The organism is Mesorhizobium sp. M4B.F.Ca.ET.214.01.1.1 (assembly GCF_004791545.1).
GTDB lineage: Bacteria > Pseudomonadota > Alphaproteobacteria > Rhizobiales > Rhizobiaceae > Mesorhizobium > Mesorhizobium abyssinicae.
In genome coordinates this window covers 127491-149912 of record NZ_SRUX01000002.1, presented here as the reverse complement: position 1 = coordinate 149912, position 22422 = coordinate 127491, and the positions used below count along the sequence as shown (strand labels likewise).

At 65.6% G+C, this 22422-nt stretch carries 21 protein-coding genes; 11 read left to right on the top strand and 10 right to left on the bottom strand.

Annotated features, from left to right (window positions below; genetic code table 11):
- Positions 1–79 precede the first annotated feature (79 nt).
- From minD to EN857_RS03910, 3 genes are all read left to right on the top strand, one after another.
- Positions 80–895, top strand: coding sequence for a septum site-determining protein MinD (minD, locus tag EN857_RS03920; RefSeq protein WP_127286477.1), 816 nt, complete (start codon positions 80–82; stop codon positions 893–895).
- Positions 892–1164 carry a cell division topological specificity factor MinE gene (minE, locus tag EN857_RS03915; RefSeq protein ID WP_127286476.1) on the top strand — a complete coding sequence of 91 codons (273 nt, stop codon included), beginning with the start codon at positions 892–894 and terminating at the stop codon, positions 1162–1164. The genes minD and minE overlap by 4 nt, the downstream gene beginning before the upstream one ends.
- Positions 1165–1646: 482 nt before the next feature.
- The gene (locus tag EN857_RS03910) at positions 1647–3062 is read left to right on the top strand and encodes a hypothetical protein (protein ID WP_127393973.1); all 1416 of its coding nucleotides are present in this window, start codon (positions 1647–1649) and stop codon (positions 3060–3062) included.
- A gap of 68 nt (positions 3063–3130) precedes the next feature.
- Here EN857_RS03910 and EN857_RS03905 read toward each other — a convergent pair whose 3' ends face one another.
- From EN857_RS03905 to EN857_RS03880, 5 genes are all read right to left on the bottom strand, one after another.
- Positions 3131–4909, bottom strand: coding sequence for an ABC transporter ATP-binding protein (locus EN857_RS03905; RefSeq protein WP_187331178.1), 1779 nt, complete (start codon positions 4907–4909; stop codon positions 3131–3133).
- The gene (locus tag EN857_RS03900) at positions 4906–5898 is read right to left on the bottom strand and encodes a glycosyltransferase family 2 protein (protein ID WP_127392606.1); all 993 of its coding nucleotides are present in this window, start codon (positions 5896–5898) and stop codon (positions 4906–4908) included. The genes EN857_RS03905 and EN857_RS03900 overlap by 4 nt, the downstream gene beginning before the upstream one ends.
- Before the next feature lie 313 nt (positions 5899–6211).
- A complete protein-coding gene (locus tag EN857_RS03890) occupies positions 6212–7321 on the bottom strand; it encodes a glycosyltransferase (RefSeq protein ID WP_127392605.1) in 1110 nt (369 codons plus the stop codon).
- The gene (locus EN857_RS03885; protein ID WP_127392604.1) at positions 7318–8454 is read right to left on the bottom strand and encodes an acyltransferase; all 1137 of its coding nucleotides are present in this window, start codon (positions 8452–8454) and stop codon (positions 7318–7320) included. The genes EN857_RS03890 and EN857_RS03885 overlap by 4 nt, the downstream gene beginning before the upstream one ends.
- Before the next feature lie 557 nt (positions 8455–9011).
- Positions 9012–10007 (bottom strand): YihY/virulence factor BrkB family protein, encoded by a 996-nt coding sequence (locus EN857_RS03880; RefSeq protein WP_348630761.1) that lies wholly within the window; start codon positions 10005–10007, stop codon positions 9012–9014.
- Positions 10008–10133: 126 nt separating this feature from the next.
- Here EN857_RS03880 and EN857_RS03875 point away from each other — a divergent pair, with 126 nt between their 5' ends.
- Positions 10134–10478: a low affinity iron permease family protein gene (locus EN857_RS03875; RefSeq protein ID WP_127392607.1), complete on the top strand. Its 345-nt coding sequence runs from the start codon at positions 10134–10136 to the stop codon at positions 10476–10478.
- 112 nt (positions 10479–10590) lie between these two features.
- Positions 10591–11478 (top strand): DMT family transporter, encoded by an 888-nt coding sequence (locus tag EN857_RS03870; protein WP_127392602.1) that lies wholly within the window; start codon positions 10591–10593, stop codon positions 11476–11478.
- Positions 11479–11501: 23 nt separating this feature from the next.
- On the opposite strand, the gene EN857_RS03865 is transcribed toward EN857_RS03870, so the two are convergent.
- On the bottom strand, positions 11502–11606 hold the full coding sequence (locus EN857_RS03865) for a putative RiPP precursor (protein WP_127285199.1): 105 nt from the start codon (positions 11604–11606) through the stop codon (positions 11502–11504).
- Between the two features lie 612 nt (positions 11607–12218).
- Here EN857_RS03865 and EN857_RS03860 point away from each other — a divergent pair.
- Both EN857_RS03860 and EN857_RS03855 read left to right on the top strand, forming a co-directional pair.
- On the top strand, positions 12219–12692 hold the full coding sequence (locus tag EN857_RS03860) for a hypothetical protein (RefSeq protein ID WP_127285204.1): 474 nt from the start codon (positions 12219–12221) through the stop codon (positions 12690–12692).
- 519 nt (positions 12693–13211) lie between these two features.
- The gene (locus EN857_RS03855) at positions 13212–13685 is read left to right on the top strand and encodes a hypothetical protein (protein ID WP_127285198.1); all 474 of its coding nucleotides are present in this window, start codon (positions 13212–13214) and stop codon (positions 13683–13685) included.
- A 129-nt stretch (positions 13686–13814) separates the two neighbouring features.
- On the opposite strand, the gene EN857_RS03850 is transcribed toward EN857_RS03855, so the two are convergent.
- The 3 genes from EN857_RS03850 to EN857_RS03840 form a co-directional block, all read right to left on the bottom strand.
- Positions 13815–14459, bottom strand: a complete 645-nt coding sequence (locus tag EN857_RS03850; RefSeq protein ID WP_127285197.1) for a response regulator transcription factor — start codon at positions 14457–14459, stop codon at positions 13815–13817.
- Positions 14456–15811, bottom strand: coding sequence for a sensor histidine kinase (locus EN857_RS03845; RefSeq protein WP_127285203.1), 1356 nt, complete (start codon positions 15809–15811; stop codon positions 14456–14458). Before EN857_RS03845 ends, EN857_RS03850 begins: the two co-directional genes overlap by 4 nt.
- A 432-nt stretch (positions 15812–16243) precedes the next feature.
- Positions 16244–16465, bottom strand: coding sequence for a hypothetical protein (locus EN857_RS03840; RefSeq protein ID WP_127393940.1), 222 nt, complete (start codon positions 16463–16465; stop codon positions 16244–16246).
- A gap of 256 nt (positions 16466–16721) precedes the next feature.
- Between EN857_RS03840 and EN857_RS03835 the strand changes: the two genes are divergently transcribed.
- From EN857_RS03835 to EN857_RS03820, 4 genes are all read left to right on the top strand, one after another.
- Positions 16722–17639: a 2-dehydropantoate 2-reductase gene (locus tag EN857_RS03835; RefSeq protein WP_245493406.1), complete on the top strand. Its 918-nt coding sequence runs from the start codon at positions 16722–16724 to the stop codon at positions 17637–17639.
- Positions 17640–17671: 32 nt separating this feature from the next.
- On the top strand, positions 17672–18406 hold the full coding sequence (locus EN857_RS03830; RefSeq protein WP_187331177.1) for a class I SAM-dependent methyltransferase: 735 nt from the start codon (positions 17672–17674) through the stop codon (positions 18404–18406).
- Positions 18407–18420: 14 nt separating this feature from the next.
- Complete coding sequence (locus EN857_RS03825; RefSeq protein ID WP_189379671.1) at positions 18421–19149, top strand: GNAT family protein; 729 nt, start codon at positions 18421–18423, stop codon at positions 19147–19149.
- A 75-nt stretch (positions 19150–19224) separates the two neighbouring features.
- Positions 19225–20604 (top strand): pyridoxal-dependent decarboxylase, encoded by a 1380-nt coding sequence (locus tag EN857_RS03820; RefSeq protein WP_128346476.1) that lies wholly within the window; start codon positions 19225–19227, stop codon positions 20602–20604.
- Between the two features lie 27 nt (positions 20605–20631).
- Here EN857_RS03820 and ade read toward each other — a convergent pair whose 3' ends face one another.
- Positions 20632–22341 carry an adenine deaminase gene (ade, locus tag EN857_RS03815; RefSeq protein WP_127393156.1) on the bottom strand — a complete coding sequence of 570 codons (1710 nt, stop codon included), beginning with the start codon at positions 22339–22341 and terminating at the stop codon, positions 20632–20634.
- Positions 22342–22422 lie beyond the last annotated feature (81 nt).

The following is a 22422-nucleotide window of genomic DNA, read 5'->3' as shown; positions in this document are numbered from 1 at the left end:
GGACCGGTTTCGCGTGCGATGGTCCTGCAACACCGTGCCTGGCACGGCCGAAACAACAATCGCCAAACGGAGGCATTTCATGGGCAAGGTAGTGGTGGTCACCTCAGGCAAGGGAGGCGTCGGCAAGACGACGTCGACAGCGGCGCTGGGTGCCGCGGTCGCCAAGACCGGCAAGAAGGTGGCGCTGGTCGATTTCGACGTGGGCCTGAGAAACCTCGACCTGATCATGGGCGCCGAGCGGCGCGTCGTGTTCGACCTCGTCAACGTCATCCAGGGCACGGCGAAGCTCTCGCAGGCGCTGATCCGCGACAAGCGGGTCGAGACGCTGTTCCTGCTGCCGGCCTCGCAGACGCGCGACAAGGATGCGCTGACCGAGGAAGGCGTCGGCGAGGTGATCGAGCGGCTGCGCTCGGTATTCGACTATGTCTTCTGCGACAGCCCGGCCGGCATCGAGCGCGGCGCCCAGCTCGCCATGCGCTTTGCCGACGAGGCGGTCATCGTCACCAACCCGGAGGTCAGCTCGGTGCGCGATTCCGACCGCATCATCGGCCTGCTCGACGCCCGCACCATGAAGGCCGAGCAGGGCGAGGCGATCGCCAAGCACGTGCTGGTGACGCGCTATGACGCGGCGCGCGCTGCGCGCGGTGAAATGCTCTCGATCAACGACGTGCTGGAGATCCTGTCGACGCCGCTGCTTGGCATCATCCCCGAAAGCCAGGATGTGCTGAGGGCCTCGAACCTCGGCTCGCCGGTGACGTTGGCCGATCCGGCCAACGTCGCCGCCAAGGCCTATATCGACGCCGCAAGGCGACTGGAAGGCGAGGACCTGCCGGTGGTCGTGCCCTTCGAGCGCAAGGGCCTGCTCAACCGTCTGCTCGGAAGGAGGGCGGCATGAACATTCTCGACCTCTTCAAGCGGCGCACCAGCGCGCCGGTGGCGCGCGAGCGGCTGCAGCTGCTGCTCGCCTACGAGCGCCAGAGCCGCGGCCAGCCCGATCTGGTCTCCATTCTGCGCGAGGAGATCATGGCGGTGATCGCCAAGCATGTGCAGATCGATCAGGATTACCTCCAGGTCTCGATGGAGCGCGGCAAGACCATGTCGACGCTGGAAATCGATATCCAGATCCCCAACAAGAGCGCCACGCCGCTGGCGCTGGCGGGGTAGCAGGTGCTTTACCTCTCCCCCGCCAGAGGCGGGGGAGAGGTGGCCGCGCAGCGGCCGGAGAGGGGGCCTGCGACGCCGGCGGGTTCCCTCTGATCGATTTCAAGGCCGGCGCATCTCCCCTCTCCGTCTCGGCTTCGCCGAGCCACCTCTCCCCCGCCTTCGTGGGGGCGAGGAACCGGAGCCTCCCCGGCGGTTCCTGCGATCCTTCGCACCCCCCTCTGGTCGGCCGGCCCCTGCGCCCTAGATCGAAGCTTTTCGAGAAACTCACTCCTCAAACGATGAATTGGCTACAGGCAGGCAAGACAGCCGGATTCCCCCTCGAGGGCGATGTCCGGCAGGCCACGGGCGGGCGCTGTCGCGCCGTTCTTGCCGTGCGCGCTAGTCCTATCGGGGGACTTCCCTAGCGGAAGCGAGGGATGTAGAAGCCCATATTAGCTAATCGTTAATTATCCGAAGTGCGTTTGAGTTGGAGGTGTTCGGTCATGAACTTCAAGAAACTTATCAAGCGTGCCGATGAGGTGGACAGAGCTTTCGAGGAGCTCCAGACGGATTTGGCGGAAGCATTCGATGCGTGCCTCGACGAAGAATCATCGGAGGAGGTCAGCGTCGCGGGGCCGGATTCCGTGCCGGAAGAGGACGCTCCACGGCCGGAGGCCGAAGTGCAAGCGGGCGAGAATCCACAGCGCCTGACCCCGCACACGCAGACCAGGCTTGCCGCGCTTGGCGCCCTTGATGGGCTGTTCCGCGATGCGCAGGGGCACCTGGAGGAAATCAGCGGCAAGCTCTCGGAGATCGCCACCTCGCAGCATTTGACGCGCGAGTTCCTCGGCATCCTGCATGGCGACATCCTGCGCGCCAACGAGATGGAACTTACCAATGCCGGGCTTTCCGGCGAGCAGCGGGCGCTGTCGGAGCAACTGGTCGAGGCGGCGCGCAAGCAGCGCGAGCGCGACGGCGCGTTCGAGGCGCTGCAGCAGCGCGAGGCGAGCCTGGTGCAGGAGCGCGAGGCGCTGCGCGCCGCGCTCGCCGCGGCGAGGCTCGAGCTCGTCGAGGCGGCCAATGCCGGCGCCAGGCGCGAGGCCGAGTTCGGCGACATCGCCAAGCAGCTTTCGGCGAAAGCCGTCGAGGCCAACCGAAGCGCCAGCGAGAGCAAGATGCTGCGCGAAAAGCAGGTCAGCCTGGCGGTCGACCTCGACCAGTCGCAGAAGCGCGAAGCCGAGGCGCGCCACAAGATGGACGAGGTCGCGGCCATGCACGCCACCGACATGGCGCGGATCACCGATCTGGCCGCCGCGCTCGGCAGGAGCGAGAAGGAGGAGGCGCGGCTGCAGAAGGCGCTGGAGAGCGCCCAGGCGAGGCTCCAGGAATCGGCAGAGGCGACCAGCCTCACCGAGGCCGATCGCGAGGCCGAGCTTGCGCGTGGCCAGGCCGAGATGCGCGGCCTGCGTTCCGAGATCCAGGACCTGCAGGCGCGGCTGGAGCGTGCCGCGAACGAGAACGGCGAGGCGGCAAGCGAGATCGCCAGGCTCAAGGCGCAGGCCAGCGACGCGCTCGCCGAAAAGCAGATCGCCGACGAGAAGCTGGCCGTGCTGAGGAGCGAGAGCGAAAGCGACAAGATGAACCTCTCGGCCGTCAACGCCAATCTCTCGCAGCTGTCGCTGCAGCAGGCCTCCGAGCAGATCGAGCTCGATATCCAGAAGCAGGAATGCGAGGACCTGCGCGCCGAGGTCGCGACGCTCAATGCCCGCATCAAGGAGCTCTTACCCTTTGAGCGCCTGCACCGGGTGACCACCGCCAGGACACGCGAGGACAATGTCGTCGAGATCGCCGGCGTGGTCGCCGACCCCGCGCACCCCACCCACCGCCGCCGCGCGCGCCGCCGGCTGCACGCGTCTTAGGATTGGCGAAAACCGCAGAGCTGCCGATCTCCCCGCGGGGGAGAGATTGGCAGTTTCAGCGTCGCCCCTCACTCCGGCTGGTAAAGCTCGTCCATGCTGAGCGCGGCCAGCGTGGCGAACGGCGCCTGCTTCTTCACCCTGCCATGGTCGAGGATCACCACGTCGTCGCAGAACGAGATCGTTGAGTGATGGTGGCTGATGACCAGCGTCGTGCGCCGTCCGGCGCGCGATTTCAGCGTTTCGACGATCGCCGCTTCCGACAGCCCGTCGACCGCGTTGGTGGCCTCGTCGAGGATTAGTATGTCGGGGTCGCGCACCAGCGCGCGCGCCAGCGCGATGCGCTGCCGCTGCCCGGCCGACAGGTTGACGCCGCGATAGCCGGCGACGGTGGCGTAGCCCTGCGGCAGGCGCTCGATGAACTCATGCGCCTCGGCGAGCCGCGCGGCGCGCTCGGCGTCTTCGACTGACGCGGTGTCATGGCCATAGGTGATGTTGTCGAGGATCGTGCCGTCGACCAGCTCCAGCTCCTGGCTGGCCAGAGCGATGTGGCGCCGCCAGTCGGACGGATCGATCTCGCCAAGCGGCGTGCCGTCGATGAGGATTTCGCCGCCGTCCGGCTCGACGAAGCGGCACAGAAGATTGACGATCGTCGTCTTGCCGGCGCCGGAGCGGCCGATCAGCGCCGTCGAACGGCCCGCCCGGATGTCGAAGGTAGCGGCATGCAGCACCGCCGCGCGCTGCTCCTCGCTGGCATAGGTGAAACTGACGCCCTCGAAAGCGATGCGTTCCTTAAGCCCCGGAAACGGCAGGCTGCCCTGCGGCGGCGCCGGCTTGCCGGTGGGGTCGAGCAGCCAGGTCACCTCTTCCAGCGATCCGGAGAGCCCCTGCAGCTGGCTCCAAGACATCTGCAGCGCCCGCATATGCGGCTGCAGCCGGTAGAGCAGGATGAGGAAGGCGGCGGTCAGCGGGAAGCTGACATCGGCCAGCCACGCGCCGATCACCGTCGCCAGGAACAGCATGGCATGCAGAACCTCGGTCAGCGGCGGCAGCGCGCCCTGGCGGGTCGAAAGCACGAAGGCGGCATGGCGCACCCCGTCGGAGGCCCTGTCGAACGCCGCCTTCTCGCGCGCCTCCTGGCCGAAGATGCGGATGAGGCGCCCGGCATGCACCAGATGCAGCATCCGCGAGGCGAGCGCGCTGTTGCGCGAGGCAACGCTGCGGCTCGGCGCCTTGAGATGGGCTGACAGCATCGCATGCGCCACCTGGACAAGGGCCAGCCCCAGCGTCACCAGCAGCGTCATCTTCCAGGACAGAAGCAACAGGAAGGCGAGCAGGATGATCGCCGCCGAGGCGCTGACGATCGAGCCGAGCAGCGCCTGGATGGCGTCGGAGGCGCGCCAGGATTCATTGGAGATGATGTTGAGCAGTCGGCCCGGGCTCTCGCGCAGGAAGAAGGGATAGCCGACCCTCAAGAGCTGTTCCGACAGCGCGCTGCGGATGGAAAAACTCGCCTTGCCGTAGATGTGGGCGGTCAGCACCGTATTGGCGAAGCCGAGCAGGTTCTTGAGCAGGATCGAGCCGAGGATCGCCGCCGAGATGGCGATCAGCCGCTCGCGCTCGCCGAGCCCGGCGCCGACCTTCTGCAGCAGGGCGGAGAGACCGCCCATGCCGGAAGCGTCGCCATGACCCATGATGATGCCGAGCAGCGGGATGATCAGGCCGATGCCGAGGCCCTCCAGCGCGGCGCCGGCAAGCCCGAGCAGCACCACGATCGGCAGCAGGCGCCGCAGCCCGCCGCCGAGCGCGCGCCGCAGGATCGAGAGCGCCGGTGGCAGCGGCCGGATCATCGCGCCCTGGCCTCGGCTTCGCCGGGCTCGGCGCGCCGCAGCGGTTCGGGGGCCGGCCGCCTGGTGATGACAAGCAGCGCGAATTTCGCCGCGCCCGCCAGGTTCATGGCGACGACGGGCCAGTGCGACAGCCTGAGCTCGGGATCGAACCTTGGGCCGCCGACAAGCTCGCGCAGTGCCGCGCGCACCGCCCAGTAGAAATGCCTGAGCAGCCAGGGCGCGCGGCGGATATGCTTCAGGCAGAGCGCGCCATTGCCGAAATGATAGTCGCGGTGCAGCCGGTCGATCGCCTTGCGGTCGCGCCGGCCGTGATGGTGGAAGATCGTCATGTCAGGCACATATTCGACCGGCATGCCGAGCAGCATTGCCCGCACCAGATAGTCGGTGTCCTCGGCCGAGCGCAGCGCGCCGCCGGTGCCGAAGCGCTCGTCGAAGGGCCCGATGCGGGCGGCGACGTCGCGGTGCATGGTCATGTTGCAGCCGAGCACGAAGCCGCCCGGATGGACGGCCGGCGTCAGCCGCTGGCGCTGCTCGCAGCGCTTGATGGTGAAGGGCAGGTCGCGTGCGTCGCCGAGCTCGACACGGCCGCCGCGGATCAGCCATTTCTCGCCGCTCGCATAATGCCGCTGCAGGTCGCGCAGATAGGTCCGCTCGAGCTTGCAGTCGTCGTCGACGAACACCAGCACGCGGCCGCGCGCCCGCGCCAGTCCGGAATTGCGCGCCGCCGCCAGCCCGGGCCGTGGCTCGGAGAGGGCGGTGATGGGCACCTTCGATTTCTCGGCGATCGAGGCCAGGCGTTCCGGCGTGCCGTCGCGCGAGCCATTGTCGACCACCACCAGCTCGGCCGGAAAGGCCGGATGAGTCCGGCAGGCCGCCTGAATCGAGGCGATACAGGCCTCCAGCACGTCGACGCGGTCGCGCGTGCAGACGACGAAGGAAACCTCCGGCCGATGGCGGGCGGGTGAGGGCGGGGGCAGTCGTTCGTTCATGCCGCGCCCCCCGCAGGGTGGTCATGGTTGCCGATCGTAAAGAGGGCGCCGACGGCGAAGCCGCCGATCTCCCCCCTTGCGGGGGAGATGGCCGGCAGGCCAGAGGGGGGTGGGAAGGAACGCTGGTCTTCGACGTTGGCTTTTTCCAACCGAAGATCAGGCTTGCGCCGCGAAAGCCCATGGCTGACACGCCGGCGGGACAGCACCCCCCTCTGCCCTGCCGGGCAACTCCCCCGCAAGGGGGGAGATTGGCCGTCACACCGGCTTTCGCCAATCGCCAGCGCCGGAGAGATTGGCGGTTTTAGTGACGCGCTCATGCCCCCACCCGATACGGTTTGAGCACTTCGGCTTCCGGCCTGGTCTTGAGATAGTAGGCCAGCCAGTCGGCCTTCTTGCCGGCGGTGATCGAGGCGAGGCTGAGCCAGGGAGCCCAGTGCCCGGGGCTGAGCGCGTATTTCTCGCGGCGGCGGATGGCGTCCCACTTCGCCGTCCGCGTCAAGAGTTCATGCGTCAGCGGCGGCTTATTCTCGTCGCCGACGAGCTGGTAGAGGAAATAGAACAGGTTGAGCGCGCCAGCGGCGAAGCTTGGCCGCGTCTCGTCCGGTAGCGTGGCGATCCGTTGCTCCAGCGCGACGATGAACCGGGCCGCGCCGGCGACCGTGTCGAACGAGACATCCTCGCCGATGTCGCGAAGGTCCCGCGTCGCTTCTGCCAGGCCTTCGCGTTCGAGGTTTTCGGCCACGATCCTGAGATGCGTGCGGCGCATCTCCTTGGCATGCCGGCTGGTCACGCTGCCCGGATGGATGCGGTAGACGAGTAGGTTCTCCGGCATCATCGCCGCCGGATAGCGGGCGGCCAGCCGTCGGAAGAGGTCGAAATCCTCGGCGTGCCGGTAGCCGGGGTCGTAGTACAGGCTGTCTTCGCCGATGACCTCGCGGTTGTAGACCACGGTCGGATGCATGAAGATGGTGAAGAACTGCGACAGGATCGGGATGCGGCCGATCTTGAACACCGGATCGAGCTCGCCGCTCTTGATGCGGCCGTGCTGAAGCATGTCTATGCCGGCGCCGCAGAAGCCGAGCTCCGGCCGGTCGGCGAACAGCGCCACCTGGCGCGACAGGCGCCACGGATAGGCGATGTCGTCGGCGTCCATGCGCGCCACCAACTCGCCCTGGGCGAGCTTCAGCCCCTCGTTGAGGGTGGCGACGAGGCCGCGGTTTTCGCGCGAGATCAGGGTGACACGGCTGTCGGCCTTGCGGTGGCGCTCCAGGATTTCCAGCGAATTGTCGCTCGAGCCGTCGTCGATCGCGATCACTTCGAGGCGCACATAGTCCTGCCGCAGGATGGAGCCGATCGCGGCAGCGAGATAGGGCCCGGCATTGTAGACCGGCAAAAGCACGGAAACGAGCGGCGCGGCGGTCATTGTCTTGCATCCGTTCGCTGCAGCGACGGCACGGGGCCGCCCGCCGGCCGTCCGGACCACGCCGCGCTGCGTCCGCGCGCGACGTAGGGAAAATGCCGCTTGAGGCCATTGAGCGGCTTTTCGAAAACCATCCAGGAGATCGAAGCCGCGACGATGGTGGCGGTGCCGGCGACCAGGAACCGCCCCGGCCCCTGTTCGGAGACGTTGAGCGGAATCCAGGGCTGCGCCTTGACGGCGTAGGCCAGCAGGATCGGGTGGTAGAGATAGACGCCGTAGCTGATGCGGCCAAGCGAGAGCAGTGGCGGCAGTTCGGCGAACCGGCCTATGGCGCCGCCGACGCCGCGCGAGAAGGCGCCGACGATGGCCATCAGCGGCACCAGCGGCAGCACTTGCAGCAGCAGCCAATGCGCCCATTCCAGCATCGGGTTCGCCGGTGCCGGGATGAACCACTGGATAACCAGGAACAGGCCCGCGAATCCCGGCCAGCCGAGCCGCATCCAGCGCGGCACGTCGGCGCCCCTGGCGCGCCGCGCCGCAAGCAGCGCGCCGCAGGCCAGCGCGTCCATCGAGGCCGGCGGCAGCAGGTCGCGCGCCAGTGCCGGCACGGCGGTCACCGGCCAGTAGAAGCGGTAGGCGAGCGACAGCACGATGACGCCGCCGATGATCGCCTCGACGCGGCGGCGCGGCGCCAGCAGCACGATCAGCGGCCAGGCGACGTAGAATTGCTCCTCGATGCTGAGACTCCAGAAATGGCAGAGCAGCCAGGGCGTCCACTCGTTGCGCAGCGCGTACCAGAAATTGGAGAGATAGAGCGCATGCCAGGCGAGCGATCCGCTGGCCTGTTCGAGGTCGGTTAGCCAGACGAGGCCGAGCACGGCGAAATAGGGCGGGAAGATTCTAAGCATGCGGCGGATGTAGAAGGCCCGCAGCGCCGGCCCGGCCTCGAACGCGGCGTCATTGCGCGCTTCGAGCAGCAGCCGCGTGATCAGGAAGCCGGAGAGAACGAAGAACAGCCGGACGCCGAGATGGCCGAGGAAGGACGTCCCGCCGGGCGCCAGGAAATGCGCATAGAGCACCATCGTCACGGCGACGGCGCGCAGCGCATCGAGCTGTATGTCGCGCGCGTTCGCCATCAGCGGCTTCCGCCGATGTCATCCGCTAAGGCTGGATAGAAATCAATGCCGGTCAGCAGAAGGCCCAACTGCTCAGCTCCTCCACGGCACATTCGCAACTGCTAACGAATGTAGCACGGAATGCTGCGCCGCAACACAAAATGTTTACCGCGTTGAAATAAAACTGTGATCTCGGACCCGACAAAAGGCACAGATTCGCCCATTTTTCGCCTTCTTTGCCAATTGCGACTGCCAGTGCGTCGGAGTCGTGCAGAAATCCGACGCTTGTTCTGTTTTGTCTATAAGTATTCATCAGGTTGAGTTCTGGGTAAGTTGCGCGCAACTTGTGCGAGTGCTTGTTTGATATTTGATCATAATTTCCGGATGGTTGCCTTGGCGAATGAGTCAAGGGCAGTGCGACGTTGTGCAACGCAGCAAGATATGGTGCGAACCGAAGGTACGAGCGTGCCGCCGAGCGAGCTATAACAAATGTTGTCGCGCGGACCGGAGGCGAGGCGGCCGCTGCCGTTTGCCTCTTTCAGCACGGCCTTCGCAATGAGACAGAATTGGCGGCGCGGTCATTGATCCGCCCGGCGGTCCCGGTCGAGCATGAGCGCGACTATCGAGCCGGCGCAGACGGAGATCAGGATTGAGACCCAGGTGATGCCGCGAGATGGCTGCTCGGGTTCAGCGACGGCAACGGCCTTTTCAGCGGCCACGGCCTGCGCTACGACCGGGCCCAGGTCCGGTCTCGTCCCGCGGCGGATCGAATAGGCGCGCGTCAGCTCGGCGCCGAACAGGAAGATCTGCGAGGAATAATAGACCCACAGCAGCGTGACGATGAGGCCGCCGGCGGCGCCGTAGGATGAGGCGATCGTGCTGGCGCCCAGGTACCATCCGATCGCCGATTTGCCGACCGTGAACAGCGCCGCCGTCACCAGTGCGCCCAGGCCGACATCGCGCCACGCCAGTGACCTGTCCGGCAAGACCTTGTAGATCGCCGCAAACAGCACCGCCGTCAAAATGAACGACAGGACCGTGTTGAGCACGCTGGCTATCGTCTCGCCAAATGGAAGATACGCGTTCAGCATCGCCGCCAACGCCGAGATCGCCGCGCTGGCGATCAGGGAGACCAGCAAAAGAAAGCCCAACGCGCCAACCAGCCCGAGGCTCGCGGCGCGCGCCCTTACCATCCTCGACAGGGACGTGTCGGTCGGCGGGACTTTCCATATGGTGTTAAGCGCAAGCTGCATTTCGCCGAAAACCCCGGATGCGGTGGCGATCAGCGTCACCAATCCAGCCAGTGCGGCCCATGTTCCGCTTGTCTGGTTCGACGCCGACTCCAGTGTGGCGCGGAAAAGCTCCGCGCTCTGTGAGCCCATCAGCCCGGAGATTTGCGCCGACAGCGCGAGTTCCGCCGCCTGGTGCCCGATCGCGATCCCTGAGATTGCCACCACGATCAGCAGGATCGGCGCCAGCGAGGTCGCGGCATAGAAGGCGAGCGCGGCTCCCCGGCTCAAGGCATTGTCGTTGACGAAGCCGGTCGCGCTCTCTTTCAGCAAAGCCCAGATCATCGACATGAACGCCCTGGCACGCCGGCAAAGCAGCCGGCCTGATCCTCAATCTGCCGTCTGCCATTTTGTTCCCGAGGCAACCGAACTGCCTTTGCGGCATTGAAGGCAACAATGGGAGACACAATCATGGAGCGGCCGCTCTATTTTCTTGCCGAGTTCTTTTCGAAGCCGCCGGGCTTCTATGTCATGCTCGCCGCCGCCCTTTCATGCGCCCTTGTGGCGAGTTCGACGGTCGGGACCTACATCCTCTCCATTTCGGCCATTGCCTTGACCGGGGTCGTGCTGATCCAGAACTACCGTGACACCTCGGCCATGCAGGCCAAGCTCAACGAGATAATCGTGGCGCTGGATGCCGCGAGAAACGACGTCGTCGGCCTCGAGCACGGTTCGCCGGAAGAGATCTCCGCCAAGCTTGAAGCCATCGAGCAACGGGCAGCAGGCGCCGCCAAGAGCAGATCGGGCGCGGCCTAGCAGCGCTGGCGGGGATTGGCATACTGCCCCATCAACCATGCGTCCGTGCCTCACGACAGGCAGGCCTTTTGACCCTATCTCCGGCACATCGCTCAAGAGGCAGGGGAGAACCGTGACGTCGGCGCCAATCACCAAAACGCGAGCCGAAGCCGGCGCCTTGCCCGTCCTCGGGCTGCTGGCGGCCATGCTGTCGGTTCAGGTGGGCGCTGCCTTCGCCAAGGGCCTGTTTCCGGTCGTCGGCGCCCAGGGCACCACGACGCTGAGGCTCGTCGCCGGCGCGCTGATGCTGGCGATGGTGCTCAGGCCCTGGCGCGTAAGGCCCTCGCGCGCGGTGCTGCCCTGGCTCGTCGCCTATGGCGTCACGCTCAGCTTCATGAACCTTCTCTTCTATGCCGCGCTCACCAGGATCCCCCTCGGTATCTGCGTGGCGCTCGAATTCACCGGCCCGCTGCTGGTCGCGACGCTGACGTCGCACCGAGCAAGGGATCTGGCCTGGGTGGCGCTGGCGCTGGCCGGCGTCGTGCTTCTGTCACCCTTCGCCGATGTGCGCCAGGCGCTCGATCCGATAGGCGTGCTGCTGGCACTTGCCGCCGGCGGGTGCTGGGCGCTTTACATCGTCTTCGCGCAGAAGGCCGGCGCCGAGCTCGGCGGCCGCACCACGGCCTGGGGCATGGCGATCGCCGCCGCCCTGTCGCTGCCCTTCGGCCTAACCGACATCGTACCCAAGATCGCCGAGCCGCATGTGCTGGCGCTGGCCGTCATCGTCGGTCTGCTCTCTTGCGCGCTGCCGTTCTGGCTGGAGATGATGGCGCTGACCAGGATACCGGCCAGGGTCTATGGCATGATGGCGTGCCTGGAGCCGGCGCTGGGCGCGCTGATCGGCTTCCTTTTCCTGCACGAACGGCTGACGGCACTGCAATGCGCGGGCATAGCGGCTGTAATCCTCGCCGCTTTCGGCACGGCGATCACGGCAAGGCCGCCGGTGCCGTCGCCAGCCTAGATATCGGCTTGTTGCTGGCTTTGTCAGCCGGCCCCGTTGATGATCACGGAACCGCCATTGACCGCGGTGACCTGCGAGAGCTTGTCCTTCTTGACGAGCTCGGGCTTTGCGTAGGTTTTCTTGCTCATCCCACACTCCAAAAACTGTCGAGCGAGTTTGCCAGACCAATCGAGCCTGTCAACTTCCGGCTCGCCTTGCCCGGCTGGCCAAGTCAGCCTTGCGCCTAGGCTGCTTCAGCAGTTGCAATTAAGCAATTGTTTTTATGTATACTTTTGCCGTCAAGGTTGCGGGTGTTCAAGGCTCGGGCCGCGGATATGCCTCTGGCCGAAATGCTCGGCATGCAACCTTGCCTCTATGGCTTTCGGGCGGTCACGCCGTCGGCGGCTAGCTGTCCGGCGATTTCGGCCAGGTCGGTGTCGCCCGGCTTTATTCGTTGCCGGATGCCCGGTGGTCGCTAGCGCCGGCAACGGTCGATGGTTGCCGAACGAGTGCCCTGACTCGTCGATCGCCGGGCCCGGGTTGGTGCGGCGTTGCGGCTTGCGGGAGCCTTCGCAGGACTACATCCCGAGGTTGAACTAGGACTTTGGTCTGACGTCGTTTGTGCAAAAGTCCGAATCGCCAAGACATGGGTCGTGGGCCACTTCCGCAAGGCGTTGCGATTTGTGAATGTTTTTCGCATCGACAATGCCGTTGGGGTTTCGGCTGGGTTCGGGCCGGTTGACCGGCATGGGGAGAATGGGATGCGCGTACCGCGCATGGGCTGCAGGCTGGTCTTGCGGGCGCTGGCGGCGCTGGCGTTGACTATCGCACCTTTTCATCTCTCGATCGACGGTCCCGTCGCTTCCAAGGCCCAAGCCGGCAAGGGCGGCAATGGCAATGGCGGCGGCAACGGCAACGGCGGCGGCAATAGCGGCGGCAACGGGAACGGTAACAGCGGCGGCGGCAGCAGCAACGGAAACAGCGGCAACAGCAACGCCGGCGGCAACGGCAAGGGTAACAGCAAAGGCACCGGCGAGAATGCCACTGTCGATCATGTCAACGCCGTAACCGGCGACAAGGTCGAAGTCGACGGCAAGAGCATCAGGGTCACGCACCCCAACGGAATGACGGAAGAAATCGAAAACGGCCGCTTCAGGATGGAGGACGCGCTCGGGCGCACCATCGTCGATAGAAGGGCAACCGCTGCCGATGTGGCGCGGCTGAAGAGTTTTTGAACGGTTTGTGAGAGCGAGGTTCTATCTGGAAGTGATCGTTTCGGGACCGAAGGTCAGCGCTGCAAAATCAGGTTGCCACCTTTTGCTTCGTCTCTTCAGTCCTTGATCATCGGTTGACAGGACTTTCGTTGCTCACCTTGCCCCCGCCTTCTGGCGGGGGTATTTTTTTGGGGTCCGCCTTGCATTCCCGCAGGGCGACCCTTGGCGCATCGCGGCTCGTTGGCGCGGTCCCCGCATTTTTCACGCGCGCTATAGTCTTAGAGAATTGCGTTGCGCTTTCCAAGAGGTTTGGTTAACGCGCCGCAACCTTGCCGCGTCCTGGCGTTGCCGTTCGTCGCGCGGGTCGCATTGCGCCGGCATTGCGACATAGGTCCGGCAGAGGCGTAAAAAAGGTCCGAACCGGCAGGGCATGGGTCGTGGGCCGCTTTCGCGCGCGTGCCCATGCATGGATGCTCTCCTCTTCTCAATCATGCCGGCCGCGGTCTGCCAGACCGGAGAGAAGACCGGCAGGGAGAGGAGATGCTCACACTGTCCTTGAACCGGCTGAGCCGGCTTGTCCTGGGGGCTTCGACGGTGCTGGCGCTGACGATCGCGCCTTGCCACGTCAAGCTCTATGGCGCCGCCAGGATCGTTCCTGCATTGGCCTATGCCGATGCCGGCAACGGCAATGGCGGCAATGGGAACGGTGGCGGCAACGGCAACGGCGGCGGCAATTCAAGCTCCGGCGGCGGCAACAGCAACAATAACAGCGGTAACAACAACTCAGGCAACAACAACGGCAACCGCGGCAACAGCGCCAGCCACAACAGCCACGTCAACGCGGCGACCGGAGACAAGGTCGAAATCGATGGCGACACAATCAAGGTCGTCCATCCCGACGGCATGAAGGAAGAAATCCGGAACGGCCGTTTCGAGATGGAGGATGCTCTTGGCCGAACCATCGTCGAGCGCCAGGCGACGCCCGAGGATCTGGCGCGCCTGCTGGGCTTGTGAGGGCAGGGAGCTACCCCTTTCTGTCCCTCACGCACCCCCGTCCTGAGGGCGGGGGTGACTTTTGTGAATAGATAGTGAATGGGTGAATGGTGAATAGTGTTGGCGCCTATCCATTCACCATTCACCAACCTAATTCTTCTCCTTCGCCTCATGCATCAGTAGCGCCGCCTCCGTGCGGTTGCGCACGTTGAGCTTGGCCAGCACCCTGGTCATGTGATGCTTGACCGTCTTTTCCTGCAACGACAGCCTGGCGGCGACCTCCTTGTTGCTGAGGCCCTCCGCCACCAGCCGCAGGATCTCAGCCTCGCGGCCGGTGAGCTGGCTGAGCGGGTCGGGCTTGCGGCTCGCCGGCTGCAAAAGGTCCGACAGCAGCCTCGCCGACAGCGTCGGCGAGACATAGCTCTGGCCAGCCGCGACCTCGCCGAGGATTTCGGCCAGCGTCTTGGAGCCGACGCCCTTCAGCACATAGCCGCGCACGCCGGTGTTGAGTGCCTGGGCGACATCGGCATTGGTTTCCGACACTGTCAGCATGACGATTTTCTGCCCGGGGTGGCCGGACAGGATCCGGGCCGCGGCGTTGAGCCCGCCGCCCGGCATGCTGATGTCGAGCAGCAGGATGTCGGGTGCGGTCGTCTGCACCAGCCTTTCGGCGTCGTCGGCGCTGGCGCCTTCGCCGACCACCGCGAACCCGCCGATCTCGCCGAGGCTGCGCGCCACGCCCTCGCGAAACAGCGGATGGTCGTCGACAATGGCGATACGGATGGATGCGGTCACGGCTGCTCCTCGACAGATAGTGTGATCACCAATCGCGTGCCTTGCGGGCCGGACAGTGTTTCGAACTGTCCGCCGATGCTTTCGATGCGTTCCCTCAGGCCCGCGAGCCCGAGCCCCTCGCTCCTGCTGGGATCGAAGCCAGGACCACCGTCCATCACCTCCACCATCAGCCTGCCGCCTTTCATGCCGGCCCGCACCGCCTGATCCTTGCCCTTTCCATGCCGCCACGCATTATTCAACCCTTCCTGTACGAAACGGTAAATGCTGATCTTCTCGGAAGTGCCGAGTTCCGGCAGGCGGCCGGGAAGCGTCAGCGCCACCTTGCTGCTGGTGCGCCGCTCGTGTTCCTTCACCGCCAACGTCAGGATGTCGACTACGGCCTGCGTCTCGATCTGCGGCAGAACCAGGCCGTTGCAGATGCCGCGTATCTCGCGCATCGCTTCGCCGAGCGTCTTGTGGATGCCCGATATCTCGGCCTCGCGCAATTCGCTCGAGGCGGCTGGATCGAGCAGCAGAGGGCTGTCCATCCTGAGCGCGGCCAGCGCCACAAGCTGCGCCGGCCCGTCATGCAAGTCGGCGCCGATGCGCCTGAGATAGCGTTCATTGATGGCGGTGGCGCGGCGCGAGGCCCGCTGCACGCGCTGGCGCAGCGATGAGTTCTGCGACAGCGCCGACTGCAATTCCGTCACCTTCGCCTCGAGTGCCGTGCGTTGCGTCTCGATGGTGCGGCTGCCGCGAAAGACGATTCCGGACAATAGCGCCAATGCCGCCGCCGTGGCGCCAGCCACCACCAGCCAGGTCGACCACAGCGCCGCGTTCAGCGTTTCCTGGAAGTCGTCGGCGATCTCGTAGAACTCCGACACGGCGACGACTTCGCCCGACCAGGGTTCGCGCACCGGATTGTAGATCTCGAACAGCGGCGCGTTCACCGTTTTCTCCTCACCGGCTTCCGGGTCGTCGTCGAGGTCGTTGTATTCGGCCATGACATTGCCCGCGAAAGCCGAAATCAGGTTGTGGTTGGGCGGGAAGGTCTTGCCGATCAGCTCGGCGTCGTCGGCATAGAGGATCATGCCGTCGCGCCGCCAAAGCTTGAACGAGACCAGCCGCTTGCCGAGCGCGCCCTGGCCCAGCGTCTCGTCCAGCGCCCGCTTGACGGTGTCGCTGAGCTCGCGGCTCTTGCGCATGTCGGGCAAGAGCGGCGCGATCACGCTGTCGACATAGAGCGCCGTGGTGGCGGCGGAATTGCGCATGACGCCGTCCCGGATCTGCGAAGTCACCCAAAGCCCGACCAGCAGCATCGCGGCCAGCAACCCGACGCCGCTGGCAATGAAGAACTGCAGCGCCAGCGACAACCTGCCCCATCGCCGCAAAAATCCCCCCAAGAAAGTCCCGAACAATCGCACACCTCTCCCCTGGCTGCGAAGACTATAGACTTAGTCCGGCGTTTGCGACATCGACCTTGGTGTGGGCCACTGGGAGCCACCGTTGGCATTGTGCAGTCTCTTGGTGCGACGCAATGCGGTCACTCCGGGCCGCTTCAGCTTCCGCACCGGGCGCTGGCGAAACGGTTCGGGAAGCCCCGGGAGGTGACGTCCGTCAAATGGACGAGACGGGCCGATGGCTGGCATGCCGGCTCATCCCTTCGTGGGCTACGCACTCAGGCTTAATTGAGTGATTGCTAATATGTTTGTAGGGTCCATGGCGCGGCGGGCGTGCGACACCCGAACCCGCAGTGGCCGGTGCGGCTTGCCCCCCGAAGCCCAAGCCCCAAGCTGCGCCGGCCATTATGGCGGGGTGCTTCGCCCAGTGAATTCCTTGCCGGGTTCGCTTTGTGCTGTTCGCTCGATGAACAGCTTGGCATGTTCGGCCCAATCGGCCGCCGTGACGCCATGCTCACGGGCCGATTTCTGGAAAGCCTCGCGCAGAAGGTCGAGGTCGAAGGCCGAAAGCCGCTTGTTGTCCGATACCTGATTGCGCGCCACCGCTACCCCCCGGAAGCGAGTCATATACTTCTCTATATCTTTCATATGCCTCGCGAGTTGGGGCTTTCAAGCGCATGTCCTGACTTCTTTTGGGTGCAATTGCGTCCCGTGGGCCTATCACTCACTGTTGGCCGAGCCGGAGGGCTCGGTGTGACTTGCCGCCGGACATCCGCCCGGCCCGGCTGGTGTATATTCAAGGAAATGCTAATATTGATCGCGCCGGTGCAAGCATTTGCAGCTTCGCGCGGCCAGTGGCGGCGGTTGCCGTCGAGGGGACGGCATGCGGATCGCGATGATAGGTGCGGGCGGCATCGGCGGCTATGTCGGCGCCAGGCTCGCCGAGGCGGGAGGCGACGTCAGCTTCATTGCTCGCGGCGCCCACTTGCAGGCAATGCGCGAGGGCGGCCTGCGGATTCAAAGCGACATCGGCAACGTCTTTCTGGCCGATGTGTGCGCGAGCGACTCGCCGGCCGATATCGGTCCCGTCGATCTCGTGATCTTCGCCGTCAAGCTCTACGACAGCGAAAAGGCCGCCGGCGCGCTCGGACCGCTCGTCAGCGGGAAAACGCGCGTCGTGACGCTGCAGAACGGCATCGACAGCGTCGGCATTCTCCGCCGCCATATTCCCAGCGACAGCGTCATTGGTGGCGCCACCTATCTATCCGGCTTCATCAAGCAGCCCGGAGAAGTCGTCCACGCCGGCGGGCTGCCTCACATTCTCGTCGGCGGGCATGGCGATCCTCTCATCAAGGATCTTCAGGCGCTATGCGATCGCGCTATCGGGCTGGAGCTGAAGCCGGTTGCCGACATCGACAATGTGCTGTGGGAGAAGTTCGTGACATTGGCGGCCTTCTCCGGCGGAACGTCGCTGATGCGCTCGGGCATCGGTCCGATCCTCGACGACCCCGAGGCGCGTATCTTCATCGAACAGCTGCGCGATGAGGGAATAGCGATTGCCGCGGCGGCCGGCCATCCGCTGGCCGAGGGGTTCGAAGGACGCGTCACGACCAGATGGTCCGCATTCCCCCCGCATGTGAAATCGTCGATGGCCAACGATCTCGAAAGAGGGAAACCGATCGAGGTCGCCTGGCTGTCCGGGCGGATGCACGAGCTGGGCATCAAGTTCGGCATAGCGACCCCTGGCCACACGGCGGTCTTCCGCGCCTTGCATCTCCACGCAGCCGGTGCCGTCCCCTAGCGGCATCCCATCGACCTTCCATGGAGGGCGTCATGACATCGAGCGAAGGCATGCCGGTGACGACAGGGAGCGAGGCAACAGGCTCCCAAAATATGTTCAACCAGGAGCTCGAGACCTACCGCAGGATCGTGGCCGCGAACCTGATGTTCCATCGCGAGGTCTATCGCCTGCTGCGCGACGTGCTCACGGAGCTTGCGCCCGCGTCGTTCCGGTTTCTCGACATTGCCTGCGGCGACGCCGGCGCCTCGGCCGCGACGCTGAGGACGACCACGATCGGCAACTATGTCGGCATCGATTTGTCGGAAGCATCGCTGCGGCTTGCGGCCCGAGAGCTCGATGTCCTGCCTTGCCCCGTTGAGCTGCGCTGCAGCGATTTCGTGCATGCGATGGCGAAGTGGTCGGAACCCGTCGACGTGATCTGGATCGGCATGTCGCTGCACCACTTGTCGAGCGAGGGCAAGGCCCGGCTGATGCGCAACGTCCGCAGGGCCCTGGGAGGGATGGGCCTGTTCGTCATCTGGGAGCCCGCTTTGTTCGAGGGAGAGGATCGCGCTGCCTGGCTCGCGCGCTTTTCCTTGCTGCGCGATGAATGGTCGGCCGTCTCCGACGAGGAGTTCGCCGCCATGGAACGGCACATGCTTCTGGCCGATTTCCCGGAAACCGCAGCGAGATGGCTCGGCATGGGGCGCGAAGCCGGCTTTTCCCATGCGGAGGAAATATTCGTGATGCCGAACAGAATGGGTAGGATGTTCCGGTACTGGAACTGACCAAGGGCGCGATGATGGCATCCAAACTGAAGCCGGACGACATTGAACCGGGTGATGCGCCGGTTCCCTCGGCAATCGAGCTTGTCGGCCGCTGGGGACGGCTGCGTCCGCTCGACGCCGCGCGCGACGCGGCAGGGCTCTATCCGCTCTCGCATGACGAGCACACGCAGGCCACCTGGATCGACATGAAGGTGGGGCCGTTCGCCACCGAACGAGTTTTCGCCGAGCATGTCGCCGCCCTGGTGGCGGATCCGAAGCGCGCCTTCTTCGCCGTCGACGGTCCCGACGGCGGGCCACTGGGCTGGCTCTGCCTGATGGAGGCAAGGCCCGCGCATCATGTCGTCGAGCTTGGCTACGTACTCTACACGCCGCCGCTGCAGCGCACCCGGCTCGCCACCGAGGCGCTCTATCTCATCCTGCGCCACGTCTTCGACGATCTCGGCTACCGGCGTCTGGAATGGACCTGCACCTCGACCAACCAGCGCTCGCGCAAGGCAGCCGACCGTCTCGGCTTCGTCTATGAAGGCATGCTGCGCGAGGGCCTGTTCCTGAAGGGCAAGGCGCGCGACATCTGCATGTACTCGATGCTCTCCAGCGAATGGCCGGCCCGCCGCGCCGCCCTCGAGGCCTGGCTCGATCCCGCGAACTTCCGCGATGGGCGGCAAATCTGGTCGCTGACCGAAATACGTGCGGCTGCCGGCCATGATCCCGGGGAGCCGGCGGATCCGCCGCTGCCGGTCTGACCGAAAACCCTTACCGGTAGCGATGCCGGTTTCGTGCTAATCAACTCAGTGGTTTCGCATGCAGGGGGCAGGCCTATGAGGGCGCTCGAAATCTCCAATCAGGACTTGTCGCGGCTGGCGGACGAGGCGATGGACCTCGCCCGGAGCTACTGGGCCTCGCTTGACGATCGACCGGCCTATCCGTCGACCAGCGGCAAAGAGACGACGGAGCTTTTCTCGCGGCCCTGGGCCGAGGAGGGCAGGGGCGGGGATGTCCTGCACGACTTCAAGCTGATCGCTGCGCATGCGCGACCATCGACCGGCAGGTTCTTCGCCTACGTGCTCGGTTCGGGCGAGCCGGTGGGCGCGGTAGGGGAATTGCTGGCGGCGGTGCTCAATCAGAACGTCACCTCGTGGCGATCGGCTCCGGCGGCGACGTCGATCGAGCACGCCGTCGTCGGGTGGCTGGCGCAGGCGGTCGGCTGCGCCGGGTTCACAGGCAGCCTTTGCGGCGGCGGCTCGGCGGCAAACCTGATGGCGCTGGCGATGGCGCGTGAAGCAAAGCTGCCGGCCAACGAAACGGGAGTGCGCGGCGGTGTCATCTATGCGTCCGAGCAGGTGCACATGTCCATTCCGAAGGCGGTGGCGCTGCTCGGCATCGGCAGGTCGAACCTGCGGCTGGTTGCCGTCGACGATCAGTTCCGGATGCGTCCGGACGCCCTGCAGGCGGCCATCGCCGCCGATCGCGCGGCCGGACGAATGCCCATCGCCATCGTCGCCACGGTCGGCACCATCGTCTCCGGCGCCATCGATCCGCTGCCAGAGATCGCCGACATCGCCGGGCGCGAGGGCCTATGGCTGCATGTCGACGGCGCATATGGGGTACTGGCCGCCCTGGCCCTGCCGCAACAGCTCAATTCGTTGGCGCTGGCGGATTCGCTTTCGCTCGACGCGCACAAATGGCTCTATCAGCCGCTGGACTGCGGCTGCCTGCTGCATCGCCACCCGGACATCGCGCGCAAGACGTTTTCGCACAGCGACGACTATGTCGGCCTGCTGAGTCAGGATCCGACGGAAGGTTTCGCCTTCTTCGAGGAATCGTTCGAGCTGTCGCGGCGTTTCCGCGCACTGAAGCTTTGGCTGTCGCTGCAATATCACGGGCGCCGCGCCTTTCGCGACGCGATCGCCGAGGACCTGCGCCATGCAAGGCTGCTGGCGGAGGCGGTCGAGGCGCATCCGGAGCTGGAGCTTCTGGCGCCGGTGCCGCTCAGCGCGGTCTGTTTTCGCCATCGCGCCAAGGATAACAGGGCGATCCTGAGACGCGTGAATGCCCGCGGTCGCGTCTATCTGTCGAACGCGACGGTCCGCGACCAGTTCGCGCTCAGGGCGTGCTTCGTCAACCACCGCACGACGGACGGCAATGTGCTCGAAATCGTCTCGGAGGTCATCGCAGCGGCCGGCGAAGTTAACGACTGAGGTAAGGTTCGCCAGTCGGCCAAAATGTCACTCGACGAAGCCGAACCTGTCGACGTCGAACAGGCCCATGTCGGTCAGCTTGAGATGCGGGATGACCGGCAGCGCCAGGAACGCCACCTGCAGGAATGGCTCAGGGATCGTGCAGCCGATCGCGCGTGTGGCCTCGCGCAACTGGTGCAGTGCATGGGTGACGGTCTCGAAGGAGTCGAGGCTCATAAGCCCGGCCAGCGGCAGCGCCAGCTCGGCGGTGATGACGCCATTGTCGGCCACCGCCATGCCGCCGCCCATCGCGATAAGCCGGTTGACCGCCACCGCCATGTCGGCGTCGGTGGCGCCGACCACCGTGATGTTGTGGCAGTCATGGCCGATCGAGGAGGCGATGGCGCCGCGCTTGAGGCCGATACCCCGCACAAAACCCTTGCCGATATTGCCGTTCCTGCCGTGACGCTCGACCACGGCGGCCTTGAGGATGTCGGCTTCGGGATCGGCCTGCAGGCACTGGTCGAGGACGGGCAGGGCGGCGTCCTCGCGGAAGGTGATGATGAGGCCGGGCTTGATCGCGATCACCGGCGTCTGGTTGCGGCCGGCCCTGGCCTCGACACGGAAGGCGTCCGCCGTGACCGGCCTCGCCTTCACCGAGCCGAGGCCGACCGGCCCCACCGTCCGCCGCGTCTCGAACAGCGCCGGGCTCACCAGCCGGCCGCCCGCGATGACGTCGCTGACGCGGCAGTCCTCGAGGTCGTCGAGCAACGCGATGTCGGCCCGCCAGCCAGGCGCCACCAGGCCGCGGTCGGTGAGGCCGAAGATGCGGGCAGCCGAATGGCTGGCGGCGCGGTAGACGTGATGCAACGGCCGGCCCTTGGCGATCAGCCGCCGGATCGAGGAATCGAGATGGCCCTCCTCGGCGATGTCGAGCGGATTGCGGTCGTCGGTGCAGAGCGCGACGAAGCTCGACGTGTCGGCGTCGAGGATCTCGGCCAGCGCGTCAAGGTCCTTGGAGGCCGAGCCCTCGCGGATCAGGATCGCCATCCCCTTGGCGAGTTTTTCACGCGCCTCGGCGGCGGTCGTGGTCTCGTGGTCGGTGCGAATGCGCGCCGCCAGATAGCCGTTGAGCCGCTGGCCCCTGAGCAGCGGCGCGTGGCCGTCGATGTGGCCGTCGGAAAAGGCGTCGAGCTTGGCGATCATGCCTTCGTCGCCGGCGAGCACGCCGGGAAAATTCATCACCTCGGCGAGGCCGACCACCTTGGGATGGGAACGGAAGGGTACGAGGTCCTCCGCCTCCAGCCGCGCGCCTGAGGTCTCGAACGTCGTCGACGGCACGCAGGACGACAGGTTGACGCGCACGTCGAGGATGGTCCGCTCTGCGCAGTCGAGGAAATAGCGGATGCCTTCGACTCCCAGCACATTGGCGATCTCATGCGGGTCGCAAAGCACGGTGGTGACGCCATGCGGCAGCACGCAGCGGTCGAATTCGAGCGGGCTGACCAGCGAGGATTCGATGTGGAGATGCGTGTCGATGAAGCCCGGCACGGCGAAACGGCCGCGGCCGTCGATCTCCTCGGCCGCCTGATAGCGCGCATGGGTGCCGACGATGCGGTCGGCGACGATGGCGATATCGGTTTCGCTCACCGTGCCGGTGACGACATCGAGCAGCCGCACGTTGCGGACCACCAGATCGGCGGGCACCTCGCCGGAGCCGGCGCGGATCATGCGGGTCAGCTGTGTCTTCGAATCCATTGGGTGCTCGCTCGGGCGGGATGCTCGTCCACGCTCGGCTGAAGTGCGGAAGCGGTCAAGGGCCGATCAGCAGAACGCGGA